We start from the raw sequence: 22,082 nt of genomic DNA on the forward strand, positions 1-22,082 counted from the left end.
ACGCCGATCCGGCGATCATTGAAACCATCTAGCTCAAGCGATCACGCAGCTGGTAATACAGCATGCCCGCGACCAGGGCCGGCCAGCGCAGCAGGGTGCCGCCGGGGAAACCTGCCGTGGGAATACGGGCAAAGGTATCAAAGCCTTGTGGCGACCCACTGATGGCGTCGCTGATCAGCTTGCCGCCGAGCGTTGCCAGGGCGATGCCGTGCCCCGAGTAGCCCTGGGCGACATAGAGGTTGTTGTCCAGGCGGCGGAAGAACGGCATGCGGTTGCGGGTAATGGCCAGGGTGCCGCCCCAGGCATAGTCGATGCGGGTGTTTGCGAGCTGCGGGTACACCTGCAACAGGTGCCGGCGTACGAAACCTGGGATATCCGCCGGAAAGCGACTGCTGTAGTTCTCGCCGCCGCCGAACAGCAGGCGCCGGTCCCCGGTGAGGCGGAAATAATTCACCACGAACTTTGAGTCGGCCACCGCCACATCGTCCCGGATCAGGCTGTGGGCCAGGCCCGCATCCAGCGGCTCGGTGGCCACGATGAAATTGTTGATGGGCATGATCTTGCCGGCAATGCGCGGTTCCAGCTTGCCGAGATAACCGTTACAGGCCAGCACCAGCGCACCTGCCCGTACCGAGCCCTGCGGCGTCTGCACCCGAATGCCGTCGGCGGTCTGGGAGCCGGGGCTGTAGCCGTTGCTGTATTCAAGTACGCGACTGTCTTCAAAAATCCGCACGCCCCGCTGCACCGCTGCTGCGCAAAGCCCCAGGGCATAGTTCAGCGGATGCAGGTGAACGGCTTCGCCAAACAGCTGGGCGCCGTGATAGCGGTCTGTGCCCAGCATCGAGTGCAGCTCGTCACCCGGCACGAAGCGAACGCCGTCGTAGCCGTACGCCTGCTGCAGATGCTCGGTTTCGCGCTGCATTCGGCCGACATGGGACGGCTTGAATGCTGTATGCAGTATTCCCTGTTTCAGGTCGCAGTCGATGTGCTGGCGGGCGATCAGGTCCTTCACCAGCTGCACGGCCTCGAGTGACAGGTTCCACAGCTGGCGGGCATGTTCGCTCCCGAGCTGCTGTTCCAGCTCGCTCTGGCTCAGGTTCAGACCCACGCAGACCTGGCCGCCATTGCGCCCCGAGGCGCCCTGGGCCACCTTCGCTGCCTCCAGCACCACCACCTGGTGACCTTTTTCGGCCAGGTGCAGAGCTGCCGACAGGCCGGTATAACCCGCGCCGATAATGCAGACATCGGCCTGGATTGCGCCCTGCAGGGGCGGGAACCTGGGCTGCGAATGGGCGCTGGCGGCGTAATAGGACGCATCGAATCCACTCGCGGGCATACAGCCTCCATCCGGCTAAAAAGTCTTTCTTATCAGCATACTATGGCTATAAATAGTCGTTTTGACACCTGCAGACGCTAAAACTTGTCATACACTGTGCTTGGGGCCGATACGGTACCCGCTGTCGACAGGAGTCCTTCGGGGTGGCATGCAATGGATACGATTGAACGCTTTCTGCAGCAACATACGATCAGCGAAATCGAGTGTCTGGTGCCGGACATGACCGGCAACGCACGCGGCAAGTTTCTGCCCACGCGCAAGTTCATTGCCGAACAGTATTCCCGCCTGCCCGAAAGCATCCTGATCCAGACGGTGACCGGTGACTGGTCCCAGGAACACGATTTGCTGGTGGACCCTGCGGATCGCGACATGGTGCTGCAGCCGGACCCGTCGACCCTGCGCCTGGCGCCCTGGGCCAAGGAGCCCACGGCCCAGCTGATTCACGACTGTTACGACATCGATGGCAACCTGCACCCGCTTTCCACCCGCAGCGTACTGCGCCGGGTGCTGAGTCTCTACGAGGCCGAAGGCCTGACGCCGGTGGTGGCACCGGAAGTCGAGTTCTATCTGGTGCAGAGGAACCTGGACCCGGATTATGAGCTCAAGGCACCGGTCGGCCGTTCCGGGCGTGCCGAGGTGGCGCGCCAGTCCTACAGCATCGATGCGGTAAACGAATTCGATCCCATCATCGATACCCTGTACCGCTACTGCGAACTGCAGCAGCTGGATGTCGATACCCTGATCCACGAGTCCGGCGCCGGCCAGATGGAGATCAACTTCAAGCACGGCGATGCACTGGCACTGGCGGATCAGGTGTTCACCTTCAAGCGCACGCTGCGCGAAACGGCGCTGCAGCATGACATCTACGCCACCTTCATGGCCAAGCCCATGAAGCACGAGCCCGGCAGCGCACTGCATATTCACCAGAGCCTGCTGGACAGCCGCACGGGCGCAAATATCTTTGCCAAGGCCGACGGCAGCTTCGGTGACCCGCTGTACCACTATATCGGCGGGCTGCAGAAGTATGTTCCTGCGGCGATCAGCTTTTTTGCGCCCAATGTGAATTCATACCGCCGCTTCGTGCCCGATATTGCCGCGCCCATCAATCTGCAGTGGGGGCTGGACAACCGCACCACCGGGATCAGGGTGCCCAGCGGCAGCCCGGCATCGACCCGAATAGAAAACCGCTTTGCCGGCGCCGATGCCAATCCCTATCTGGCCATCGCCCTGTCGCTGGCCTGCGGTTACCTGGGTCTCAAGGAGCAGCTGAAACCCTCGGCCCCCACCCAGGGCAGTGCCTACGGCGCCAACAGCCGGGTCGAGATTGCCCGTACCCTGGAAGAGGGGCTGCGGCTGTTGTCGGACTGTGAACCGCTGCAGGTAATATTAGGCGAGCGCTTCGTGCAGGCGTATGTGGCGGTGAAGCTCGCGGAATACGAGGCCTTCAACAAGGTCATCAGTTCCTGGGAGCGCGAGTATCTGCTGCTGAGCGTCTGACTGTACGGGGGGACACGTCAGGAAAATCCAGGATCTTAATCTTAATGCAAATCATTATTGTTTAATGTATGCTCCCGCTTCTCAATACGGGGGGAGAGGTAAAGGATGCATACTAAAGGATGGTGGGCCTCGCTGTTTGGGTTGGCCGTGCTCTGGACCGCGATGGCATTGGCTGACACAGATGACCGGGGCACCGTGATTGTGCCGCAACAGGGCGCACAGCGCGTGGTGGCGATTTCAACTTTTGCCGCCGATACCCTGGTCGCACTGGGCGTTGCGCCGGCCGGAGCGTCGACGTTCGGTGATCGTCCGGTGGCTGATTTCCTGGGGCCGCTGATGCAGGGCGTGCCGAGCCTGGGACAGCGCGCCAGCACCAACCTGGAACAGCTGTCCGCGCTGCAGCCCGATCTTATTCTGGCCATTCGGCGCTATACCGAACCCAATGCACAGAAGTTCAGTGCCCTGGCACCTTACTATGCTTTTGATGTGATCAGCCATGACGATAGCCTGCGGGCGGTAGCGGGCATTGCCACGGCCGTGGGCAAGGCCGCCGAGGGGCAGGCGCTGAATGCCGCTTTCGAGACACTGGTGGCCGACTATGGCCGCCGCGCACCGGGTGGGGTCAGTGCCGTGCTGCTGGCGGGCAGCGGTGAGGCTCCCTTTGCCTATTACGACCATTTTCTGACCACCGATCTGCTGCAGCGCTTGAAGGCTACCAACAGCATCGGTCCGTCGCCAACGCCCAGTCAGCCGATTCCGTTTGGCTACCAGCTCAGCCTGGAACAGCTGCTGGCGCTGAACCCGGATGTGATCTTCATGTTTGACTCCGGTACCCGGCATGCCTATGCAGCCAACCCGATCTGGCCCTATCTGAAGGCGGTTCAGCAGGGGCGGGTGTATGAGGTGGGCCTGCACTGGAAGGAAGGCGGCGGCCCCATTGCCCGGGAGTACATTCTGCGGGAAATGGCCTGGCGCCTGTATCCCGATACATTTGCCCAGCCCAAGCTGCCCGCATCACTGGCCAGCAGGCCCGTGCAATAGACCAGGTGCCTGCGCATGCTGAACGGAACCTTGCCGGCGCGGCTGTCTGCGTTGTTACCGGGCGCGGATGTGAAGGGCCCCGGGCTGCTGGCCGGCCTCGCCCTGGCGCTGTTCGTCACCGCCGCGCTGGCCCTGGCGGCCGGGGCGGTGCCGGTGTCACTGCAGGCGCTCTGGCGCGTGCTGAATGGCCTGGAGGGTGGGCTGCCCGCGATTCTGGTTTGGGAGTTGCGCCTGCCGCGTTTTCTGGCCGGCCTGCTGGTGGGCGCCAGCCTTGGCGTCGCTGGCTGGGTGATGCAGACGGTGACGCGCAATCCGCTGGCATCCCCGAGTATTACCGGGGTGGTTGCTGGCGCATCCATGCTGGTGGTCATCGCCCAGGTCTGTTTTGTGGTGAGCGCCAGCTGGCTGCCCTGGCTTGGCATGCTGGGGGGCACGATGGCTGCGACGATTACCTTTGTGCTGGCCGGGCAGGGGGGCTTTACGCCGTTGCGCCTGGCGCTGGCCGGTATCGCGGTCACGGCGCTGGCCACGGCACTGGCCACGGCTTTTCTGCTCTTTTCCGGCGCCCAGGCGCAGCAGCTCTACTTCTGGCTGGCCGGCGGGCTGCTGGGACGGGGCTGGAGCCATGTACAGCTGATTCTCCCCTGGACCTGTGGCGGTCTTGTGCTGGTACTGTGCTTTTCCCGCTATCTGAACCTGCTACGACTGGACGATGAGGTCGCCCGTGGCCTGGGGGCCCGTGTCCTTTTCTGGCGGCTGGGATTTGTGGCCATTGCCGTGGCGCTGACCGCGGCAACCGTGGCGGTGGCAGGTCCGGTGGGCTTTGTCGGGCTGGTGGCGCCGCACCTGGTACGCCTGCTGCTGGGCCCTGATCAGCGGCTGGCGCTGCCGGCGGTCATGCTGCTAGGGGCGCTGCTGGTGACACTGAGTGATTTACTCGCCCGCACCCTGGCTGCACCGGCCGAACTGCCGCTGGGTATGTTTACCGCGCTGCTTGGCGGGCCGCTGTTTATCTGGCTGATTCGCACGAGGGTTCTGTAATGCCGGTACTGACGCAGGCGACGCCCGCCATCCGACGGTGGCGCCTCGCTTGCCCGCGCCTGGGCTGGCTAGCACTGCTGTTGCTGGCGCTTGTGCTGGCGGCGCTGCTGCTGAACCTGCTACTGGGCGCCGTGACACTGACGCCGCTGCAGGTCTGGCAGGCCCTCAACGGCGAGGGCGACGCGGTGGCGACCGATATTATCTGGAACCTGCGCCTGCCGCGGGTACTGGTGGGGCTGCTGGTGGGCGTGCACTTTGCCATTGCCGGTTCGCTGCTGCAGGCCGTGATGCGCAACCCCCTGGCGGATGCCGGTGTGCTGGGCATCAATGCCGGTGCCAGCCTCGCCGCAGTGCTGGCCTTTGTCATGGCGGAGCGCATCTGGGGCGACAGCGGCGCTTATTCGGGCCTGGCACTGAGCCTCGACTGGCTGCCGCTGCTCAGTTGCGCTGGCGGCATTCTGGCGGCCGCCGCCGTTTACCGACTGGGCTGGAATCGCGGTGTGACACCGGTGCGCCTGGTGCTCAGTGGCATTGCCGTGGCCAGTGTGCTGAATGCACTGGCCACCGGCGTACTGGCGGGCTGGGGATCGATGAATACCGAAACGGTACTCATCTGGCTGGCCGGCAGCCTGTTTGGCCGTGGCTGGGAACATCTTTGGGCCCTGTTGCCCTGGAGCCTGTTGGCGCTAAGCCTGCTGCCGGTGCTGCTCAGCGGTGCCAATCTGCTGCAGCTGGGGGACGATGTCGCCAGCAGCCTCGGCTTGCGGGTGGAGCTGTGGCGTTTTGCGCTGTTACTGGTGGCGGTGCTCTTTGCCGCCAGTGCAGTGGGGGTAGTGGGGCCGATCGGCTTTATCGGCCTGATCGTGGCGCAGATTGCGCGCCTGAGCTGTGGTCCGGACCTGCGCCGCCAGCTGGTACTGGGGCCCTTGTACGGCGCCCTGCTGGTGATGTTGTCTGACCTGCTGGGGCGTCTGCTGATGGTGCCGGCCGAGATTCCCATCGGTGTGATTACATCCCTGCTTGGGGTGCCGTTTTTTATCTATCTGCTGGCGCGCAAACGGGCCTAGAAGGGAGGAATCGCGGATGTTATCGGCACAGGAACTGAAGCTGGGTTATGACGACAAGGTCATCGTGCCGCAGCTGAGTCTGGAGGTGGATACCGGCCGGATTCACTGCCTGATCGGCCCAAATGGCTGCGGCTTGAGTGTGCTGCTGCGGCCCTGGTCGGCTTGTTGAAACACGGGCATAGGAGGGACGCCGGATGTTATCGGCACAGCAACTGAAGCTGGGTTATGACGACAAGGTCATCGTGCCGCAGCTGAGTCTGGAGGTGGATACCGGTCGGATTCATTGCCTCATCAAGTCCCAACGGCTGCGGCTTGAGTGTGCTGCTGCGGCCCTGGCCGGCGTGTTGAAACACGGGCATAGGAGGGACGCCGGATGTTATCGGCACAGGAATTGAAGCTGGGTTATGACGACAAGGTCATCGTACCGCAGCTGAGTCTGGAGGTGGATACCGACCGGATTCACTGCCTCATCAAGTCCCAACGGCTGCGGCTTGAGTGTGCTGCTGCGGCCCTGGCCGGCGTGTTGAAACACGGGTATAGGAGGGAAGCCGGATGTTATCGGCACAGGAACTGAAGCTGGGTTATGACGATAAGGTCATCGTGCCGCAGCTGAGTCTGGAGGTGGATACCGGCCGGATTCACTGCCTCATCAAGTCCCAACGGCTGCGGCTTGTGTGTGCTGCTGCGGCCCTGGCCGGCTTGTTGAAACACGGGCATAGGAGGGAAGCCGGATGTTATCGGCACAGGAACTGAAGCTGGGTTATGACGACAAGGTCATTGTGCCGCAGCTGAGTCTGGAGGTGGATACCGGCCGGATTCACTGCCTGATCGGCCCGAATGGCTGCGGCAAAAGTACGCTGCTGCGGGCACTGGCCGGCCTGCTGAAGCCGCAGCAGGGCCAGGTGTTGCTCGATGGTTGTGTCATTTCCCGCTGGAAGCGGCGTGAACTGGCGCAGCGTCTGGCGATGCTGCCGCAGCACCCGGTCGCGCCGGAGGGCCTGACCGTGGAACAGCTGGTGCGCTATGGCCGATTTCCGTATCAGCGGTTGCTGGGGCAGCAGACGGAACAGGATTTCAAGATGGTGCGCTGGGCGATTCGGGTCACGGGCCTTTCTGGCTTCGAGGCGCGGCCATTGTCGGCTTTGTCCGGAGGCGAGCGACAAAGGGCCTGGATTGCACTGTCGCTGGCGCAGCAGGCAGGGATTCTGATTCTCGATGAACCGACGACCTATCTCGATCTGGGTCATCAGCTCGAGGTGCTGGAGCTGCTGAGCGAACTGAACCGTCAGCAGGGCCTGACCGTCATCATGTCACTGCACGACCTGAACCAGGCGGCGCAGTTTGGTCATCGCCTGGTGGCCATGCGTTCAGGCAAGCTGGAGCAGGAGGGCACTCCCGCCGAGGTATTGACGCAGGCGCTGCTCGCCGATGTGTTCCGGGTGCATGCCCGGGTCGCCCCCGATGTACTGACCGGCAAGCCGCAGTTTGTGCCGGTGTCATCACTGGCTAGGCCAATTCTGTAGGCGCGCTCACCGCAGTGGCTGTACGTGCCGAGAGTCGCTTTTATTTCACTGGATTAGTAATGGCACGTCGCGAGGCAGGGGGATATTCAGCCTCGATTCAATGTTGATCGGTAATGATAATCTATATACAATTGCGAACACTTATCATTTAGATTTAAAAGAATTACGCAATTGGAGAATGTTATGCCCCGGTCGTCTTGCGGACAGCAGCCTTTTCGTCCCCGGCTTATGCGAAAGCCGCTGGCATTGGCGGTCAGTCTGGTCGGTATTGCAGCCTGCCAGGCAGGCTGGGCTGATGAGGGTACCGTTGAGCTGGATGCGCTGACGGTACAGGGAGACTGGATAGGCGCTGCCAGCGAGGAAGAAATCAAGATCTATCCCGGTTCGCGGACGCTGCTGGATCAGGAGGCATTGCAGGAGAGTGGTGCCCTGCATCTGGAGGATGCGCTGCGTTCGGTGCCGAGCATTCAGATACTGGACGAGACCGGTACCGGCATCCTGCCGAATATTGGCATGCGTGGCCTGAATCCGTTGCGCAGCGAACGTCTGCAGATGCTGGTGGATGGCTATCCCATTGCCATCGGCCCCTACAGCAATGTCGGTGTCTCGCTGTTCCCGGTTACCTTGCCCAGCATTGATGCGATCGACGTGGTGCGCGGTGGTGCGGCGGTACACTACGGTCCCAACAACGTCGGCGGCGTGATGAACTTCCGCACTCGGCCCATTCCGGTCGACACCGAACAGACGTTGCAGCAGCGTCTGGTGATTGCCGAAGAAACCGGCAATGTCTTCAGCGACACCTATTACCGTATCGGCGGCTTCGCGACCGATGACCTGGCGCTGCAGTTCCAGGCCAATGTTCAGCGCGGTGACGGTTTCCGCGATCACTCCGATACCGAGGTCAGCAACTTTATTCTGGACGCCGAGTACTTCGTGGATGATGTCAATGAAGTGGCCGCACAGCTGCAGTACTACGACGTCGATGCCGAATTGCCCGGTGCCCTCAGCCCAAGTGCCTACGCCCAGGACTCCACCCAGTCACAGCGCCCGCATGATGCTTATGCCGCCGATATGCTGCGCGGCACCCTGACCTGGACGGCGCGTCCCAGCGATGCGGTTGAATTCCAGTGGCGCAACTTCGCCCACCGGGCCGATCGTACCTTCTTCTTTGGCCAGGACTTGACCAGCGGTGGACACTGGGCCGACCCCGAAGCTGATGCCAGCCACGTGGCCGACACGCCGCGTATTTTCCGGGTTTGGGGTACCGAACCACGGCTAACTGTTCGCGAAGGCATCCATACGCTTACGCTGGGGTCACGCTACGTCAGTGAAAAGGTTGATTATGACGTCAACCGGGAAGAGCTGGCGACTGGCAGCTCTGCCAATGTCCGGGACTGGCACCTGGAAACCGATGCGGTAGCGCTGTACGCCAGCGATACCCTGAGTCTGCTCGATGGCCGTCTGGAAATTACACCGGGTGTGCGCTACGAAGATGTCGAAATGAACTTCAAGAGCGGTGATGACCGCATTACCAACAGCCCAGACAAGTGGTTGCCTGGCCTCACGGCTGGACTGCAAGCTACCCCCGACCTCTTTCTCTTTGCCAACGCGCAGAAGTCCCTGGCACCCGTACAGATTTCCCAGGTTGCCCGGGGAGGCGACATCGGCAATGAAACCGCCTGGAACTACGAACTGGGTGGCCGCTGGCAGGCGACGCCGGCGCTGGCAACCTCATTAACATTGTTCCAGATTGATTTCGACAAACTGGTCCAGTACAACAAGGCCGGCGATTTCTATGAAATTTTGGGCAAGCCGCGCCATGAGGGAGTCGAGCTGGAAGCCGACTGGCAAGCGACCGAACAGCTGAACCTGGGCTTGGGATATACCTATCTTGATACCGAACAGCGGGATGGCAAGTACGAAGGCAACGAACTGCCCAATGCGCCGCACCACCACTTCAGTGCCGAGGCGCGCTACCGCGTCCAGCAGTGGACGGCCAACCTGAATGCCCATTATGTCAGCGACAGTTTCAGCGATGCCGACAACACTAAACGGGAAACTCCCAACGGCGATGCCGGCAAGCTGCCGAGCTATACGCTGGTCAATGCACGCATCGGTCGTGATATTGCGGTGGGCAGTGGCAACAACCTGAACCTTGGTCTGGCGGCGACCAACCTGCTGGACGAAGACTATTACTTCCGCGGCGCCGATGTCAGCCCCGTTGGGCGGGTACCGGGGGCTGGTCGCGCGTTTATCCTGGAAGGGCGGCTGGATTTCTGATCCGGTTCCCATGCTGGCTATCCTGGCCAGTCGCACCTGATAAAGGCCGTTGCCGGCCTTTTTACTGGCGGCGTCACAGCGACCAGCGCACCGGCAACTCCGTCGTCGACTTCAGTGTCTGCAGCAGCAGGTTGGACTTGACGTTGGAGACCATGGGCAGGTTCAGCAGCCGGTGCAGGGTGACATCGGCAAAGGCCTTCAGGTCCGGCGCGATGATCTTGAGCATGTAGTCGGCATCCCCCGCAACTCCCCAGCACTCGAGCACTTCCGGGTATTCGATAATGGCCGTGCGAAAGGCTTCGGCAATCTGTTCGCTGTGCTTGTCCAGCGACACGCTGACCAGCGCCATGACGCCAAGCCCGATCTTTTCCGGGTCCAGCTGGGCGATGTATTTTTGCACCACGCCGGTCTCTTCCAGCTTTTGCCGCCGCCGCTGACACTGGGACGCGGACAGGTGCACCAGCTCCGATAATTCCACGTTACTGAGCCGCCCGTTCTGCTGCAGCGCCTCGAGAATTTTGATGTCCTGACGGTCCAGCTCGACGCTATGCACGTTTCTCACGTTTTTTAACTCTTGGGTGCGGGAATCATGTGAAAGTTAAGTCATACGGGCGTTATATGCAAAATAAACGCATGGCGTTTGCCTTAAGCTATTTCTCAATCCCCCGGCGTGACTCTGGTCTCGCCGGATCACTTGCCAGCACAACGGTACTGATGGAGATAATAACAATGGCCCAGATACAAACTGTTGCAACCACCGACCTGTGGGAAAACCCCCTGGGCACCGATGGCTTTGAGTTCGTCGAGTACTGCTCGGACACGCCTGAAACCCTGGCCCGGCTGTTCGAAAGTCTGGGTTTTGTCGCCATCGCCCGCCATCGCAGCAAGAACGTGACTCTGTTCCGTCAGGGTGATATCAACTTCATTCTGAACGCCGAGCCCAACAGCCGCGCCCAGAGTTTTTCCCAAGCGCATGGCCCCAGTGCCAATGCCATGGCGTTCCGGGTGGCCGATGCCGCTGCCGCGCTCAAGGCGCTGGTAGCCGGTGGCGCCACCGCGGTTGAGTCCGGTGCCGGCCCCATGGAGCTGCAGATTCCGGCCATCGAGGGTATTGGCGGCTCCCTGATCTACCTGGTGGACCGCTACGGCGACAAGAGCATCTATGATGTGGATTTTCGTCCCATCGTCGGTGTCGATCAGCATCCGGCAGGTGTCGGCCTGACTTACATTGATCACCTGACGCACAATGTGGCGCGTGGCAATATGGACCTGTGGGCCGGCTTCTACGAGCAGCATTTCAACTTCCGCGAAGTGCGCTACTTCGATATCGAAGGCAAGCTGACCGGGCTCAAGTCCCGCGCCCTGACCAGCCCCTGCGGCAAGATTCGCATTCCGATCAACGAGTCCACCGACGACAAGAGCCAGATCGAGGAATTCCTGCACGACTACAACGGCGAAGGCATCCAGCACATCGCGCTGGGGACCGGCGACATTTACCGGACCGTGGAAACCCTGCGCGATGCCGGTGTCAGCTTCCTGACCACGCCGGATAGCTACTATGCACGGGTGGATCAGCGTCTGCCGGGGCACGGCGAAGATGTGGCGCGGCTGCACAAGGACCATATCCTGATCGACGGCGCGCCCACCCAGGGCCAGGGTCTGCTGCTGCAGATCTTTACCGATACGGTCATTGGTCCGATCTTTTTCGAGATCATTCAGCGCAAGGGAAATGAGGGTTTTGGCGAGGGCAACTTCCAGGCCCTGTTCGAATCCATCGAGGAAGACCAGATTCGCCGCGGCGTACTAGCAGCCAGTCGGACTTAACACTGATCTGCTGCGGAATATCCGATTTTGGCCATTTTTTGTACTCTTTCTCGTTAAATAGACCCACTATTCGCCTCAAAAGAGCCCAAAAACTGCCTTAAAACGGACTTTCCCTCGTTACGACCGGCCAAGCCCGACAGGCTGCTAGCCGGCTGATAACGGCTGATCTGTCCCGTTTGCTCACTCTGACCCGGCCCCTTAGCGGGGCTGGCGCGTACCTATAAAAAAGCTAATAAATGGTTTTCAAGGAGCACTCCGTGTCTTCAAGCACTATCGTATCCACGGCGAGCGGTACCGCTACGCCTGCGCCGGCCCTCTGGTCGTCGCGACTGGCCTTTATTCTGGCGGCGGCGGGTTCCGCCGTAGGCCTGGGCAATATCTGGAAATTTCCCTACATCACCGGTGAGAACGGCGGCGGCGCCTTTGTGCTGGTGTACCTGGCCTGTATCGCGGTGATCGGTATTCCGGTGATGATTGCCGAAGTCATGCTGGGCCGGCGTGGCCGCCACAGCCCGATTAACAGCATGCGCGAAATTGCCCGCCAGGAAGGCGTATCGCGGCACTGGAAAGCGATAGGCTGGCTCGCCACCCTGGCGGCCTTCCTGATCCTGTCGTTCTACAGTGTGATCGCCGGCTGGACCATCCCCTATATCTTCCATGCGCTGCAGGGTGATTTTGTCGGTGTGGACGGGGCCGTCGCCGGTGAAATGTTTGGCCAGCTGTTGTCGTCCCCGCTTGAACTGACACTCTGGCACAGTCTGTTCATGGTACTGGCGGTGATCGTTTCGGTGGGCGGTGTGCGTCATGGCCTGGAACGGGCCGTGACCTGGCTGATGCCGGCGCTGCTCCTGTTACTGGTCATGCTGGTGGGTTATGGCATGAGCACCGAACACTTCGGTACTGCAGTGAGTTTTCTGTTTGAGCCGGATTTTTCCAGCCTGAGTGCGGCGGCGGTGCTGGTGGCACTGGGTCATGCGTTCTTTACCCTGAGCCTGGCCAGCGGCTCGATGATGGCCTATGGCGCTTACCTGCCCAAGGGCGTGTCCATTGTGCGGACCTCCTTGCTGGTGGCGGTAATGGATACCATGGTGGCACTGATGGCGGGTCTGGCGATCTTTCCCATCGTGTTCGCCAACGGCCTCGAGCCCGGTGCCGGCCCCGGCCTGATCTTCAATACCCTGCCGGTGGCCTTTGGCCAGATGCCGGGGGGCAGCTTCTTCGCGACCCTGTTCTTCGTACTGTTGCTGTTCGCGGCCTGGACCTCGGCGCTGTCAATGCTGGAGGCGGTGGTGAAGTGGCTGGAGGAGCAGGGCATGACGCGGCGCAAGGCCGCCATTTCCGGGGGGCTGGCGGCATGGACCGTCGGCTTGACCACGGTGCTGTCGCTGAATGTCTGGTCCGGCTTCACGCCGCTCGATGGCTTCGCGCGCTTTGAAGGCAAGACGCTGTTTGATCTGTACGACTTCCTCACCGCCAACGTGATGATGCCGCTGGTGGCGCTGCTGACCGCCATATTTGTCGGCTGGGTGATGCAGAAGTCGTCCAGCAAAGAGGAACTGGGGGATGGATCTGTGCATCGAATCTGGCTCTTTATCGTGCGTTACCTGACGCCGGTCGCGCTGGTGGTGCTGTTTATCTACAACCTCTGATTCCCTTATTAACGCTAACAAGGCCAGGCTGCGAGCCTGGCCAGGTACGGGCACTGCCGGTGCCGGTAACACAGGTAGATAACGATGAAAGAATTACTGCAGGCATTTGAAAGCAAGGCGCCGGAAATCGTCTTTGAATGGCACGACGCCGAAACCGAAGCCAGGGGCTGGGTGGTGATCAACTCGCTGCGTGGCGGTGCCGCCGGTGGTGGCACCCGCATGCGCAAGGGACTGGACCGTCACGAGGTGGAATCCCTGGCCAAGACCATGGAAGTGAAGTTTTCGGTTTCGGGCCCGGCCATCGGTGGCGCCAAGTCGGGTATCGACTTCGATCCGGCCGATCCGCGCAAGCTCGATGTGCTCAAGCGCTGGTACAAGGCCGTGGCACCGCTGCTCAAGCACTACTACGGCACCGGCGGTGACCTCAACGTGGACGAGGTGCACGAAGTCATCCCCATCACCGAAAGCTACGGTCTGTGGCACCCGCAGGAAGGCGTGGTCAACGGCCACTTCCAGCCCACTGTCAGCGAGCAGATTCAGAAGGTTGGTCAGTTGCGCCTGGGTGTGGCCAAGATTATCGAAGACAGCCGCTACACGCCGGATTACAGCCGCAAGTACACCGTGGCCGACATGATTACCGGCTGGGGTGTCGCCGAGGCGGTGCACCACTACTACAACATCTACGGCGGCGACGTGCGCAACAAGCGCGTTATCGTGCAGGGCTGGGGCAATGTCGGATCCGCGGCGGCGTACTACCTGGCGCAGCAGGGCGCGCGCATTGTCGGCATCATCGATCGTGCCGGTGGCCTGCTGGCACCTGAGGGCCTGTCGTTCGAGCAGGTGCGCGAACTGTTCCATAACAAACAGGGCAATCAGCTGGCGGCCGAGGGGCTGCTGTCGTTCGAGGACGTCCAGGCGCGTATCTGGGACATGGAAGCGGACATCTTCCTGCCCTGTGCCGCGTCCCGGCTGGTGACCCGCGAGCAGCTGGATCGTTTGATCGACAAGGGGCTGGAAGTGGTGTCCTGTGGTGCTAATGTTCCCTTTAACGATCCCGAGATTTTCTACGGCCCGGTGTACGAGTACGTGGACTCCAGGGTCAGTGTGCTGCCGGACTTTATCGCCAATTGCGGCATGGCGCGGGTGTTCGCTTTCCTGATGAACAACAACGTCGAAATCAGCGATGAAGCCATTTTCAGCGACGTGACAGCTACCATACGCACGGCACTGGCACTGACCTACGCCCAGTCCCGCGAACGCACGCAGATTGCCAGTACGGCATTTGAAATCGCGCTCAAGCAGCTGGTCTGATCGCCGACATCGAGTGAGTGTGTTGCCAGAGCCCGTTGCATGCGAATGCGACGGGCTGTTTGCGTTTTAGCAGGTAGCTTTTCGACAACCTGTTAGGGCAACGACGGGTACTGGCAGTCGCTGAGCCGGTGCTCTGCTGCCATTCGCATAAGTTTTTTGATCTTTTTGGCTGGATAGTTATCCGAATTGTTATGGTTGCGGGCGGCTCGCCAAGGGGGCAAGCCCGTCTGATCTGCAGACCCATTGAGGTTTGTCATGGCAGGGGTAGGATAGGGGCCTAATCTGTCAGGGAGATAGTGCATGAATGATGCGGTGACGAGTTTTGCGATAAGCTTCATCGCTGTAATCGGTGTTTTATTGTTGATTGCGTTGGCCGCGGTTGCCGTATTGGCGCTGGCCTTCTATCAGATCGACAAGCATCAGACCAAACACAGCCTGCGTCGCAACTATCCACTGGTGGGACGTTTTCGCTACATGTTCGAGCATTTGGGCGAGTTCTTCCGGCAGTACTTCTTCGCCATGGACAGGGAGGAACTGCCTTTCAACCGCGCCCAGCGTTCCTGGGTATATCGTGCCGCGAAAAACATCGATAACACCGTCGCGTTCGGGTCGACCCGTGATCTGCGTACACCCGGTACTTATTACTTCCTGAATTGCCCTTTTCCCAAGCTGTCTGAGGAAAGCACTCGCACGCTGGCGATGCGCATCGGTCCCTACTGCCAGGAGCCTTACGACGCCGCTTCTTTCTTTAATGTGTCAGGCATGAGTTTCGGCGCGCTGTCCCGGCCTGCTGTGCAGGCACTCTCCCGCGGGGCACAGCTGGCCGGGTGCTGGATGAATACGGGTGAAGGCGGTCTCGCCCCCTATCATCTGGAAGGCGGCTGCGATCTGGTGGTGCAGATCGGGACGGCTAAATATGGCGTGCGCGATGCCCATGGCCGGCTGTCCGATGAAAAGCTGCGCGAGAAGGCCGAGATTCGCCAGGTGCGGATGTTCGAGATCAAGCTGTCCCAGGGCGCCAAACCCGGCAAAGGCGGTATTTTGCCGGCGGCGAAAGTCAGCGCAGAGGTGGCCAGCATTCGCGGCATTGCGCAAGGGCATGCATCCATCAGCCCCAATCGACACCCGGAGATCGATTCCATCGATGATCTGCTGGACATGATTGAACATGTTCGCAGCGTGACCGGCAAACCCTGTGGCATCAAGCTGGTACTGGGCTCATCGCACTGGCTGGAGGATTTTTGCCAGGCAATTCATACCCGGGGTATCGAGTCTGCGCCTGATTTCATTACGCTGGACAGCTCCGATGGCGGCACCGGTGCCGCCCCCATGCCACTTATGGACAGTGTCGGCCTGCCGTTGCGCGAAAGCCTGCCGATTATGGTCAACAAGCTGGCTGAGCATGGCTTGCGCGAGCGGGTAAGGCTGGTGGCATCCGGCAAACTGATCAACCCCACGGATGTGGCGGCGGCAATTTGCATGGGCGCGGACTTTGTTGTCAGTGCCCGCGGCTTCATGTTCTCGCTGGGCTGTATCCAGGCTATGCAATGCAACCGCAATACCTGTCCCACCGGCGTGACGACCCATAATCCCGAGCTGCAGCGCGGCCTGGTTCCCGCCGACAAGGCTGAGCGGGTGCGTCACTACCATGACAACCTGGTGCATGAAGTTGAGCTGATTGCCCATAGCTGCGGCGTTTCAGAGCCCAGGTTGCTGCGGCGCGAACATGCAGCGATGGTTGTTGAAGGGGGGCGCTCGGTACCGCTGAATATTATCTATCCGGAGCCTTGATGGCCGCCGGTGAGTGAAGGGCTGGATGCTCCGAGCCCTGCACGTGCAGGGCTCGGCTGTTTGAGTGGATAGAGGGTCAGACTGGCTCAGGCTTCATCGAGCCAGGCGTCGGTGTCGATGTGACGCGTCAGGTTGCGTTCCTCCATATGTCGTTCTATGGCGCGTCTGGCCTCCAGTGCCCTGCGTGAGGCGCGTTTCTTAAGTGCCCGTTTTTCTTCGTCTTCATATCCGATCAGAATATCGAATACTTCGGTTGGAATGGCGTTTAGATCCTGCGCTTTGCGTATCTGCATAATGACAGCTCCTCGTCACTCGAGTCTCTGTATTTGCCACGACACGTCTGGTGCCGGTCACTGGCTCAGAGACTGCCTCAAACACGATCCCCACCTAGATGCGATGCCGCACTCCATAATGGAAATCGCTACGGGTTCTTCTCTTTTATCGCAACTTTGACTGTTTTTCAAACAGTGAAGGCAGAGTAATAGGAGGCTGTTACAGGCGTATGTCAGTCTTCGGGGGCAGGAGACGGGGTGCGTTTGTCGTTCAGACGCAGGCTGCGCAGGCTGCGTTTGATGGTCTTGAGGTGGTCGATCAGGGCCGGGCCAAGCTTCATGGCCACGCCGACGGCGAGGACATCAATCACCACCAGGTGCATGACGCGGGATGACATCAATGCGCTGAGATCCTTGTCTTCCTCCAGATCGGTGTGAATGGCAATGCAGGCCAGCGCGGAAAGGGGGGTGTTGCTTGGGCACAGGGTAATGACCGTCGCACCGGTTTCACGCACCAGGCGCACGCTGTGCAGCAGGTCCTTGGTGCGGCCGGTCTGCGACACGGCGATGACGACATCGCCCTTGCTGAGTGTCACGGCTGAAATGGTCTGCATGTGCGGGTCGGAATAGGCGGCCGCCAGAATCTTCAGACGGTGCAGTTTGTGCTGCGCATCCATGCAGACCGGTGCCGAAGCGCCGAAACCATATATCTCCACCCGGGGAGCATTCACCAGCGCATCTATGGCACTTTCCAGGGTTTCGGAGTCCAGGTCTTCGCGGATATTGATCAGATTGCCGATCATGGAGTCGAAGATCTTCTGCTTGAACTCGTGCACGGTGTCGGTCGAATTCAGTGCAAACTGTTCAAAGCTGGGGTTGCTGGCCAGGCCCTGGGCCAGTGTCAGCTTGAAGTCCTGAAAACCATCGTAGTTGAGCGCACGGCAAAAACGCACCACGGTCGGTTCACTGACACTCGCCTCGGCGGCCAGGTCGACAATGCGCATGTGAATGACATCACTGGGCTTCGCCAGTACGAAGTCGGCCACCTTCTGCTCGGACTTGCGCAGCTTGGGGCGTGCATCTGCGATCATTTTCAGAAGATTGAGGGGATGCAAGGCTTTTCTCTTTTCGAACAAGTACTTGGCAAGGCGGCAATTATAGCAATGAATATGACGGTGAGCCTATCTAACTGCGTGTGACAGCGATATCAATAGCGTCGCGGTGGCGCCAAATGCCGCGTTGCAGCTTCTCTAGGTGCGTGCTACCTTTTTGAATTGCAAATAAAAATCCGAATAATGCAAACAGCGGGGAAGGCTTAGTGAAACGTCGTCAATTCCTACAAGGTGCCGGTGCAGCTACTCTGGCAGCGGGCACTCTAGTCGCCGGGGTTGCGCAGGCAGCACCGGAACACAAATGGAAAATGGTTACCACCTGGCCAAAGAATTTTCCGGGCCTGGGGGTCGGTGCCAACTACCTGGCAGAGCTGATCGGCAAGCTCAGTAATGGTCGAATCGAGGTAAAGGTTTATGGTGCCGGCGAACTGGTCGGTGCACTGGAAGTATTTGATGCGGTATCCCGCGGTACGGCGCAGCTGGGGCACGGCGCTTCCTATTACTGGAAAGGCAAAAGCAGTGCAGCCCAGTTCTTCGCGGCGGTGCCTTTTGGCCTGACTGCGCAGGAAATGAACTCCTGGCTCTATCATGGCGGCGGTATGGAGCTGTGGGAAGAAGTGTACGCGCCCTTTGGCCTGGTGCCCGGTGCTGCCGGTAACACCGGTGTGCAGATGGGGGGCTGGTTCAACAAGGAAATCAACAGCGTCTCTGATCTTGAAGGCCTGAAAATGCGCATTCCGGGTCTCGGTGGTGAAGTGCTTAAGCGCGCCGGTGGTACGCCGGTACTGTTGCCCGGAGGCGAAATCTTCCCGTCACTGCAGTCTGGCGCCATCGACGCCACTGAATGGGTTGGTCCGTATAACGACATGGCGTTTGGATTGCACAAGGCAGCCAAGTTCTACTATTACCCGGGCTGGCACGAGCCAGGTACCACGCTGGAGTGCATGATTAACAAGGAAGCGCTGGAAGGTTTGCCCGAAGAGCTTCAGCTTATCGTGCGCAGTGCCATCCGCATTGCCAACCAGGACATGCTGGCGGACTTTACCGCCAAGAACAACAGTGCCCTGGAGCAACTGGTCAACGAGCAGAACGTGGAATTGCGCCCCTTCCCGGAGGATGTGCTGAAGAAACTGCGTGATCTGTCCGACGAAGTGATTGCCGAGGAAGCCGCGCAGGATGAGATTACCAAAAAGGTATTTGATTCCTTCATCAAGTTCCGCGATCAGGCGAAGAAATGGCACGCCGTTTCCGAGCAGGCCTATCTGAACGCCCGTACGCTCTGATCAACCACTGTCATATAAGTCATATAAGTCATATAAAAAGGGGCCGGCATTTGCCGGCCCCTTTTTCGTGGTGGAATGGGTGAAGCGTAGCTACACCCACCCGGTCGTTGCTTAGCCGTACACCGCTTCCGGCAGCCAGGTGGCCAATGCCGGCCAGTAGGCCAGCAGGCTGAGTATCACCAGCTGTATCGCAATGAACGGTATGACACCGCGGTAGATCTGCATGGTCGAGACTGACGCCGGCGCCACGCCGCGCAGATAGAACAGTGCAAAGCCAAAGGGGGGTGTCAGGAAGGATGTCTGCAGGTTGATCGCGATCATGATGCCAAGCCACACCGGGTCCAGCCCCATGGTTAGCAGAATGGGCGCGACGATGGGCACGACCACAAAGGTAATCTCGATAAAGTCGAGAAAGAAGCCGAGCAGGAAAATCACCAGCATGACGATTGCCATGGCGCCGAATACACCGCCGGGCAGGTCTGTGAGGAAATCGCGTACCAGGTCGTCGCCGCCGTAACCGCGGAATACCAGCGAGAAAATGGATGCGCCCACCAGGATGATAAACACCATGGAGCTGACTTCGGTGGTGGATTTCATGACCTGCTTGAGTACGGCATAGCTGAAGGTACGGCGCATCATGCTTAACAGGATGGCACCAACGGCACCGACCGAAGCGGCTTCCGTGGGGGTCGCAAAGCCACCCAGTATTGAACCCAGCACCAGGCCGATCAGCAGAATCGGTGGCACCAGTGCCTTGAGCACGCGTGCGGCGAGGTCATCCACCGCATCGCGCTCGGACTTGGGAATGGCCGGCACGCTTTTGGGGTCGGCCACGGCCTTGAACAGCAGGTACGCGACGTAGGCCGCGACCAGGATCAGACCGGGAATCAGGGCACCGAGGAACAGGTCGCCCACGGTGACGGTTTCCGGCGAGAATATGCCCTGGTCAATCTGCGCCTGCTGGTAGGCCGATGAAATGACGTCGCCCAGCAGCACCAGCACGATGGACGGCGGAATGATTTGCCCCAGTGTGCCGGAGGCGCAAATAATGCCGGTCGCAACCTTGGGGTCATAGCCACGGCGCAGCATCGTGGGCAAAGAAAGCAGGCCCATGGTGACCACGGTGGCGCCGACAATGCCGGTACTGGCGGCCAGCAGCATGCCCACCAGTGTGACGGAGATGCCCAGCCCCGCGCGCATGGGGCCAAACATCAGCGCCATGGCATCCAGCAGTTCTTCGGCGATACGGGATTTTTCCAGCATCACACCCATGAATACAAACAGCGGTACGGCAATCAGCACTTCATTGTTCATGATGCCGAACAGGCGATTGGGGACGGCCTCCAGGAAGACCGCATCGAAGTGACCGGTCCAGGTGCCAATGGCGGCAAATAACAGGCCGGTGCCAGCGAGGGAAAAAGCGACGGAGTAACCGAGCAGCAGCACGATGATAGCGCCAGCGAAAAGGAGCAGCGGCAGCAGTTCGATCATAGTCCGTGCTCCTCGTCAGTCGGCAGCAGGTGGCCATGTCCGCACAGAACCAGCAGGCAGCGGCCAAAGTCGGCGATACCCTGCAGGATCATCATGCAGGGCATCACAATCAGGGTGGATTTGAGTATGTAGCGATAGGGGATACCGCCGGCTTCCTGGGAGCCTTCCATCTGAGACCAGGACGTGGCGACGTACTCCCATGAGATGACCAGTATGAAAATGGATACCGGCAGTAACAGCAACAGGGTGCCAAACAGGTTGATCCAGGCCTTACCGCGCTCGGATAACGGGCGGTAGAAAATATCTACCCGCACGTGACCGTCGTGCTTCAGGGTGTAGGCGGCGCCCAGCAGGAAAACAAAGCTGTGCATGTAGATAACCGACTCCTGCACGGCGATATTGCCGACGTTGAACAGATAGCGCATTACCACCACCACAAAGGTCGTGAGCACCATCAACAGCGTTAGCCAGGAAATAATGCGGCCGCTCCATTCGCTGAAGCAATCCAGCCATTGGACCAGTCGATTGATCGACGAGAATGAGGACATTTTTGTTATAACCGCGATTCAATTCGAGGAGTTACTAATATAACCGGATCGGATGGGGTCGTCATGGCTTCGCGTACTGCAAATTGTTGTAAAACCCTTACAATAGGGCCTACGAAACTGTCTCGACCTGCGGAGAGATCAATGAGTGATCAATTGGATATAGAAGCACGCCTGTCAGAACTGGAGCAGGTCCGGTTGACGGCGTTTTGCGCCACGCTGTCCGAGCGCATGTTTCCCAACTTTGCGCTGTTTTCACGGCTGGTTGAATTTGGTGATGCGCAGCAGCTGCGCCAGATTCTGAATGGGGTCTGGGATCAGCTGTCCAACAGTGGCGCCAAGATGAACTTCGAGGTGCAGCTCGACAAGGTCGAAAGCAACATGCCGGACCTGGATGCCTTCGATATGTATGGCGCATCGCCGGCGCTGGATTCGGTGCTGGCACTGTTCTCGACCCTGAGCGTTATCCTGGATAACGATGCGGCTGAAGCCGTGGCGGTGCTGAACCTCTCCCGTGAGTGTGTGGCATCCTATATCGAAGTTACCGAAGGCGATGACCAGATGTCCGATGAGGAGCTGGTGCGCTTTATCAATACCCACGACATGATGTTGCAGGAAGAGGCCTTTGTGGACACGGTTCTGGAGCTGCTGGAAACCGAGGGCGCCCTTAAACCCGCGCTGGTGAAGCAGTTGCGTGAGCTGGGCCGTAATGAAGGTTTCAGCAACATCGGGATTAGTGATCAGGACTGATGTTAAGACTTGGCCTTGTACTGCTGCTATTGCCGGCTATCGGCATGATGACCGGATACATGATGGAACGGTCGCTGATCGACGCCTGTCTCGATGCCGGTGGGTCTTATGACTATGTCGCAGAAGCCTGCGACCCGGTGGGTAATCATGCATTTGTGCCGTTTAGCAGGCGTAATCCGCTGCTGGTGAACGGTGGCATGTTGCTGTCCTCGGTGGGCCTGCTGCTCTGCCTTGGCGGTTTGTACCGCCGGCGCGTCTGAACTCAGGCG

At 59.8% G+C, this 22,082-nt stretch carries 21 protein-coding genes; 15 read left to right on the forward strand and 6 right to left on the reverse strand.

Annotated features, from left to right (window positions below; translation table 11 throughout):
- Positions 1 to 28: 28 nt before the first annotated feature.
- Positions 29 to 1,336, reverse strand: a complete 1,308-nt coding sequence (locus tag F451_RS0101600) for an NAD(P)/FAD-dependent oxidoreductase (protein ID WP_020679596.1) — start codon at positions 1,334 to 1,336, stop codon at positions 29 to 31.
- A gap of 153 nt (positions 1,337 to 1,489) precedes the next feature.
- Between F451_RS0101600 and F451_RS0101605 the strand changes: the two genes are divergently transcribed.
- From F451_RS0101605 to F451_RS0101645, 8 genes are all read left to right on the forward strand, one after another.
- On the forward strand, positions 1,490 to 2,833 hold the full coding sequence (locus tag F451_RS0101605; RefSeq protein ID WP_020679597.1) for a glutamine synthetase family protein: 1,344 nt from the start codon (positions 1,490 to 1,492) through the stop codon (positions 2,831 to 2,833).
- 105 nt (positions 2,834 to 2,938) lie between these two features.
- Entirely contained in the window at positions 2,939 to 3,874 is a 936-nt protein-coding gene (locus F451_RS0101610) for an ABC transporter substrate-binding protein (RefSeq protein ID WP_026291420.1), read from the forward strand.
- Positions 3,875 to 3,889: 15 nt separating this feature from the next.
- Positions 3,890 to 4,915: a FecCD family ABC transporter permease gene (locus F451_RS0101615; RefSeq protein WP_020679599.1), complete on the forward strand. Its 1,026-nt coding sequence runs from the start codon at positions 3,890 to 3,892 to the stop codon at positions 4,913 to 4,915.
- Positions 4,915 to 5,982 (forward strand): FecCD family ABC transporter permease, encoded by a 1,068-nt coding sequence (locus tag F451_RS0101620; RefSeq protein WP_020679600.1) that lies wholly within the window; start codon positions 4,915 to 4,917, stop codon positions 5,980 to 5,982. The genes F451_RS0101615 and F451_RS0101620 overlap by 1 nt, the downstream gene beginning before the upstream one ends.
- A gap of 16 nt (positions 5,983 to 5,998) precedes the next feature.
- Entirely contained in the window at positions 5,999 to 6,151 is a 153-nt protein-coding gene (locus F451_RS27560) for a hypothetical protein (protein ID WP_020679601.1), read from the forward strand.
- A gap of 204 nt (positions 6,152 to 6,355) precedes the next feature.
- Entirely contained in the window at positions 6,356 to 6,556 is a 201-nt protein-coding gene (locus tag F451_RS0101635) for a hypothetical protein (protein ID WP_020679603.1), read from the forward strand.
- 157 nt (positions 6,557 to 6,713) lie between these two features.
- Positions 6,714 to 7,505, forward strand: coding sequence for an ABC transporter ATP-binding protein (locus tag F451_RS0101640; RefSeq protein WP_020679604.1), 792 nt, complete (start codon positions 6,714 to 6,716; stop codon positions 7,503 to 7,505).
- A gap of 183 nt (positions 7,506 to 7,688) precedes the next feature.
- Positions 7,689 to 9,785: a TonB-dependent receptor family protein gene (locus tag F451_RS0101645; protein WP_026291423.1), complete on the forward strand. Its 2,097-nt coding sequence runs from the start codon at positions 7,689 to 7,691 to the stop codon at positions 9,783 to 9,785.
- Positions 9,786 to 9,858: 73 nt separating this feature from the next.
- Here F451_RS0101645 and F451_RS0101650 read toward each other — a convergent pair whose 3' ends face one another.
- Positions 9,859 to 10,347: an Lrp/AsnC family transcriptional regulator gene (locus F451_RS0101650; protein ID WP_205623946.1), complete on the reverse strand. Its 489-nt coding sequence runs from the start codon at positions 10,345 to 10,347 to the stop codon at positions 9,859 to 9,861.
- A 167-nt stretch (positions 10,348 to 10,514) separates the two neighbouring features.
- Here F451_RS0101650 and hppD point away from each other — a divergent pair, with 167 nt between their 5' ends.
- The 4 genes from hppD (at position 10,515) to F451_RS0101670 (ending at position 16,360) form a co-directional block, all read left to right on the forward strand.
- Complete coding sequence (gene hppD / locus F451_RS0101655) at positions 10,515 to 11,609, forward strand: 4-hydroxyphenylpyruvate dioxygenase (protein WP_020679607.1); 1,095 nt, start codon at positions 10,515 to 10,517, stop codon at positions 11,607 to 11,609.
- A 236-nt stretch (positions 11,610 to 11,845) separates the two neighbouring features.
- On the forward strand, positions 11,846 to 13,258 hold the full coding sequence (locus tag F451_RS0101660; protein ID WP_020679608.1) for a sodium-dependent transporter: 1,413 nt from the start codon (positions 11,846 to 11,848) through the stop codon (positions 13,256 to 13,258).
- An 84-nt stretch (positions 13,259 to 13,342) separates the two neighbouring features.
- Entirely contained in the window at positions 13,343 to 14,569 is a 1,227-nt protein-coding gene (locus F451_RS0101665; RefSeq protein ID WP_020679609.1) for a Glu/Leu/Phe/Val dehydrogenase dimerization domain-containing protein, read from the forward strand.
- 300 nt (positions 14,570 to 14,869) lie between these two features.
- Complete coding sequence (locus tag F451_RS0101670; protein ID WP_020679610.1) at positions 14,870 to 16,360, forward strand: FMN-binding glutamate synthase family protein; 1,491 nt, start codon at positions 14,870 to 14,872, stop codon at positions 16,358 to 16,360.
- Between the two features lie 86 nt (positions 16,361 to 16,446).
- Here the strand turns inward: F451_RS0101670 and F451_RS0101675 are convergent, their stop codons facing one another.
- Both F451_RS0101675 and F451_RS0101680 read right to left on the reverse strand, forming a co-directional pair.
- Positions 16,447 to 16,653 carry a PA3496 family putative envelope integrity protein gene (locus tag F451_RS0101675; RefSeq protein WP_020679611.1) on the reverse strand — a complete coding sequence of 69 codons (207 nt, stop codon included), beginning with the start codon at positions 16,651 to 16,653 and terminating at the stop codon, positions 16,447 to 16,449.
- Between the two features lie 212 nt (positions 16,654 to 16,865).
- Positions 16,866 to 17,747 carry a MurR/RpiR family transcriptional regulator gene (locus F451_RS0101680; RefSeq protein ID WP_205623947.1) on the reverse strand — a complete coding sequence of 294 codons (882 nt, stop codon included), beginning with the start codon at positions 17,745 to 17,747 and terminating at the stop codon, positions 16,866 to 16,868.
- Between the two features lie 203 nt (positions 17,748 to 17,950).
- Here F451_RS0101680 and F451_RS0101685 point away from each other — a divergent pair, with 203 nt between their 5' ends.
- Entirely contained in the window at positions 17,951 to 19,027 is a 1,077-nt protein-coding gene (locus tag F451_RS0101685; RefSeq protein WP_026291426.1) for a TRAP transporter substrate-binding protein, read from the forward strand.
- Between the two features lie 111 nt (positions 19,028 to 19,138).
- On the opposite strand, the gene F451_RS0101690 is transcribed toward F451_RS0101685, so the two are convergent.
- Complete coding sequence (locus F451_RS0101690; RefSeq protein WP_020679614.1) at positions 19,139 to 20,518, reverse strand: TRAP transporter large permease; 1,380 nt, start codon at positions 20,516 to 20,518, stop codon at positions 19,139 to 19,141.
- Positions 20,515 to 21,066, reverse strand: a complete 552-nt coding sequence (locus tag F451_RS0101695) for a TRAP transporter small permease subunit (RefSeq protein WP_026291427.1) — start codon at positions 21,064 to 21,066, stop codon at positions 20,515 to 20,517. The genes F451_RS0101690 and F451_RS0101695 overlap by 4 nt, the downstream gene beginning before the upstream one ends.
- Before the next feature lie 141 nt (positions 21,067 to 21,207).
- On the opposite strand from F451_RS0101695, the gene F451_RS0101700 reads away from it, so the two are divergent.
- Both F451_RS0101700 and F451_RS0101705 read left to right on the forward strand, forming a co-directional pair.
- Entirely contained in the window at positions 21,208 to 21,813 is a 606-nt protein-coding gene (locus F451_RS0101700; protein WP_020679617.1) for a YjaG family protein, read from the forward strand.
- Positions 21,813 to 22,073: a hypothetical protein gene (locus F451_RS0101705; RefSeq protein ID WP_020679618.1), complete on the forward strand. Its 261-nt coding sequence runs from the start codon at positions 21,813 to 21,815 to the stop codon at positions 22,071 to 22,073. The genes F451_RS0101700 and F451_RS0101705 overlap by 1 nt, the downstream gene beginning before the upstream one ends.
- Positions 22,074 to 22,082: the final 9 nt, after the last annotated feature.

This window comes from Marinobacterium rhizophilum DSM 18822 (assembly GCF_000378045.1).
Lineage (GTDB): Bacteria > Pseudomonadota > Gammaproteobacteria > Pseudomonadales > Balneatricaceae > Marinobacterium_A > Marinobacterium_A rhizophilum.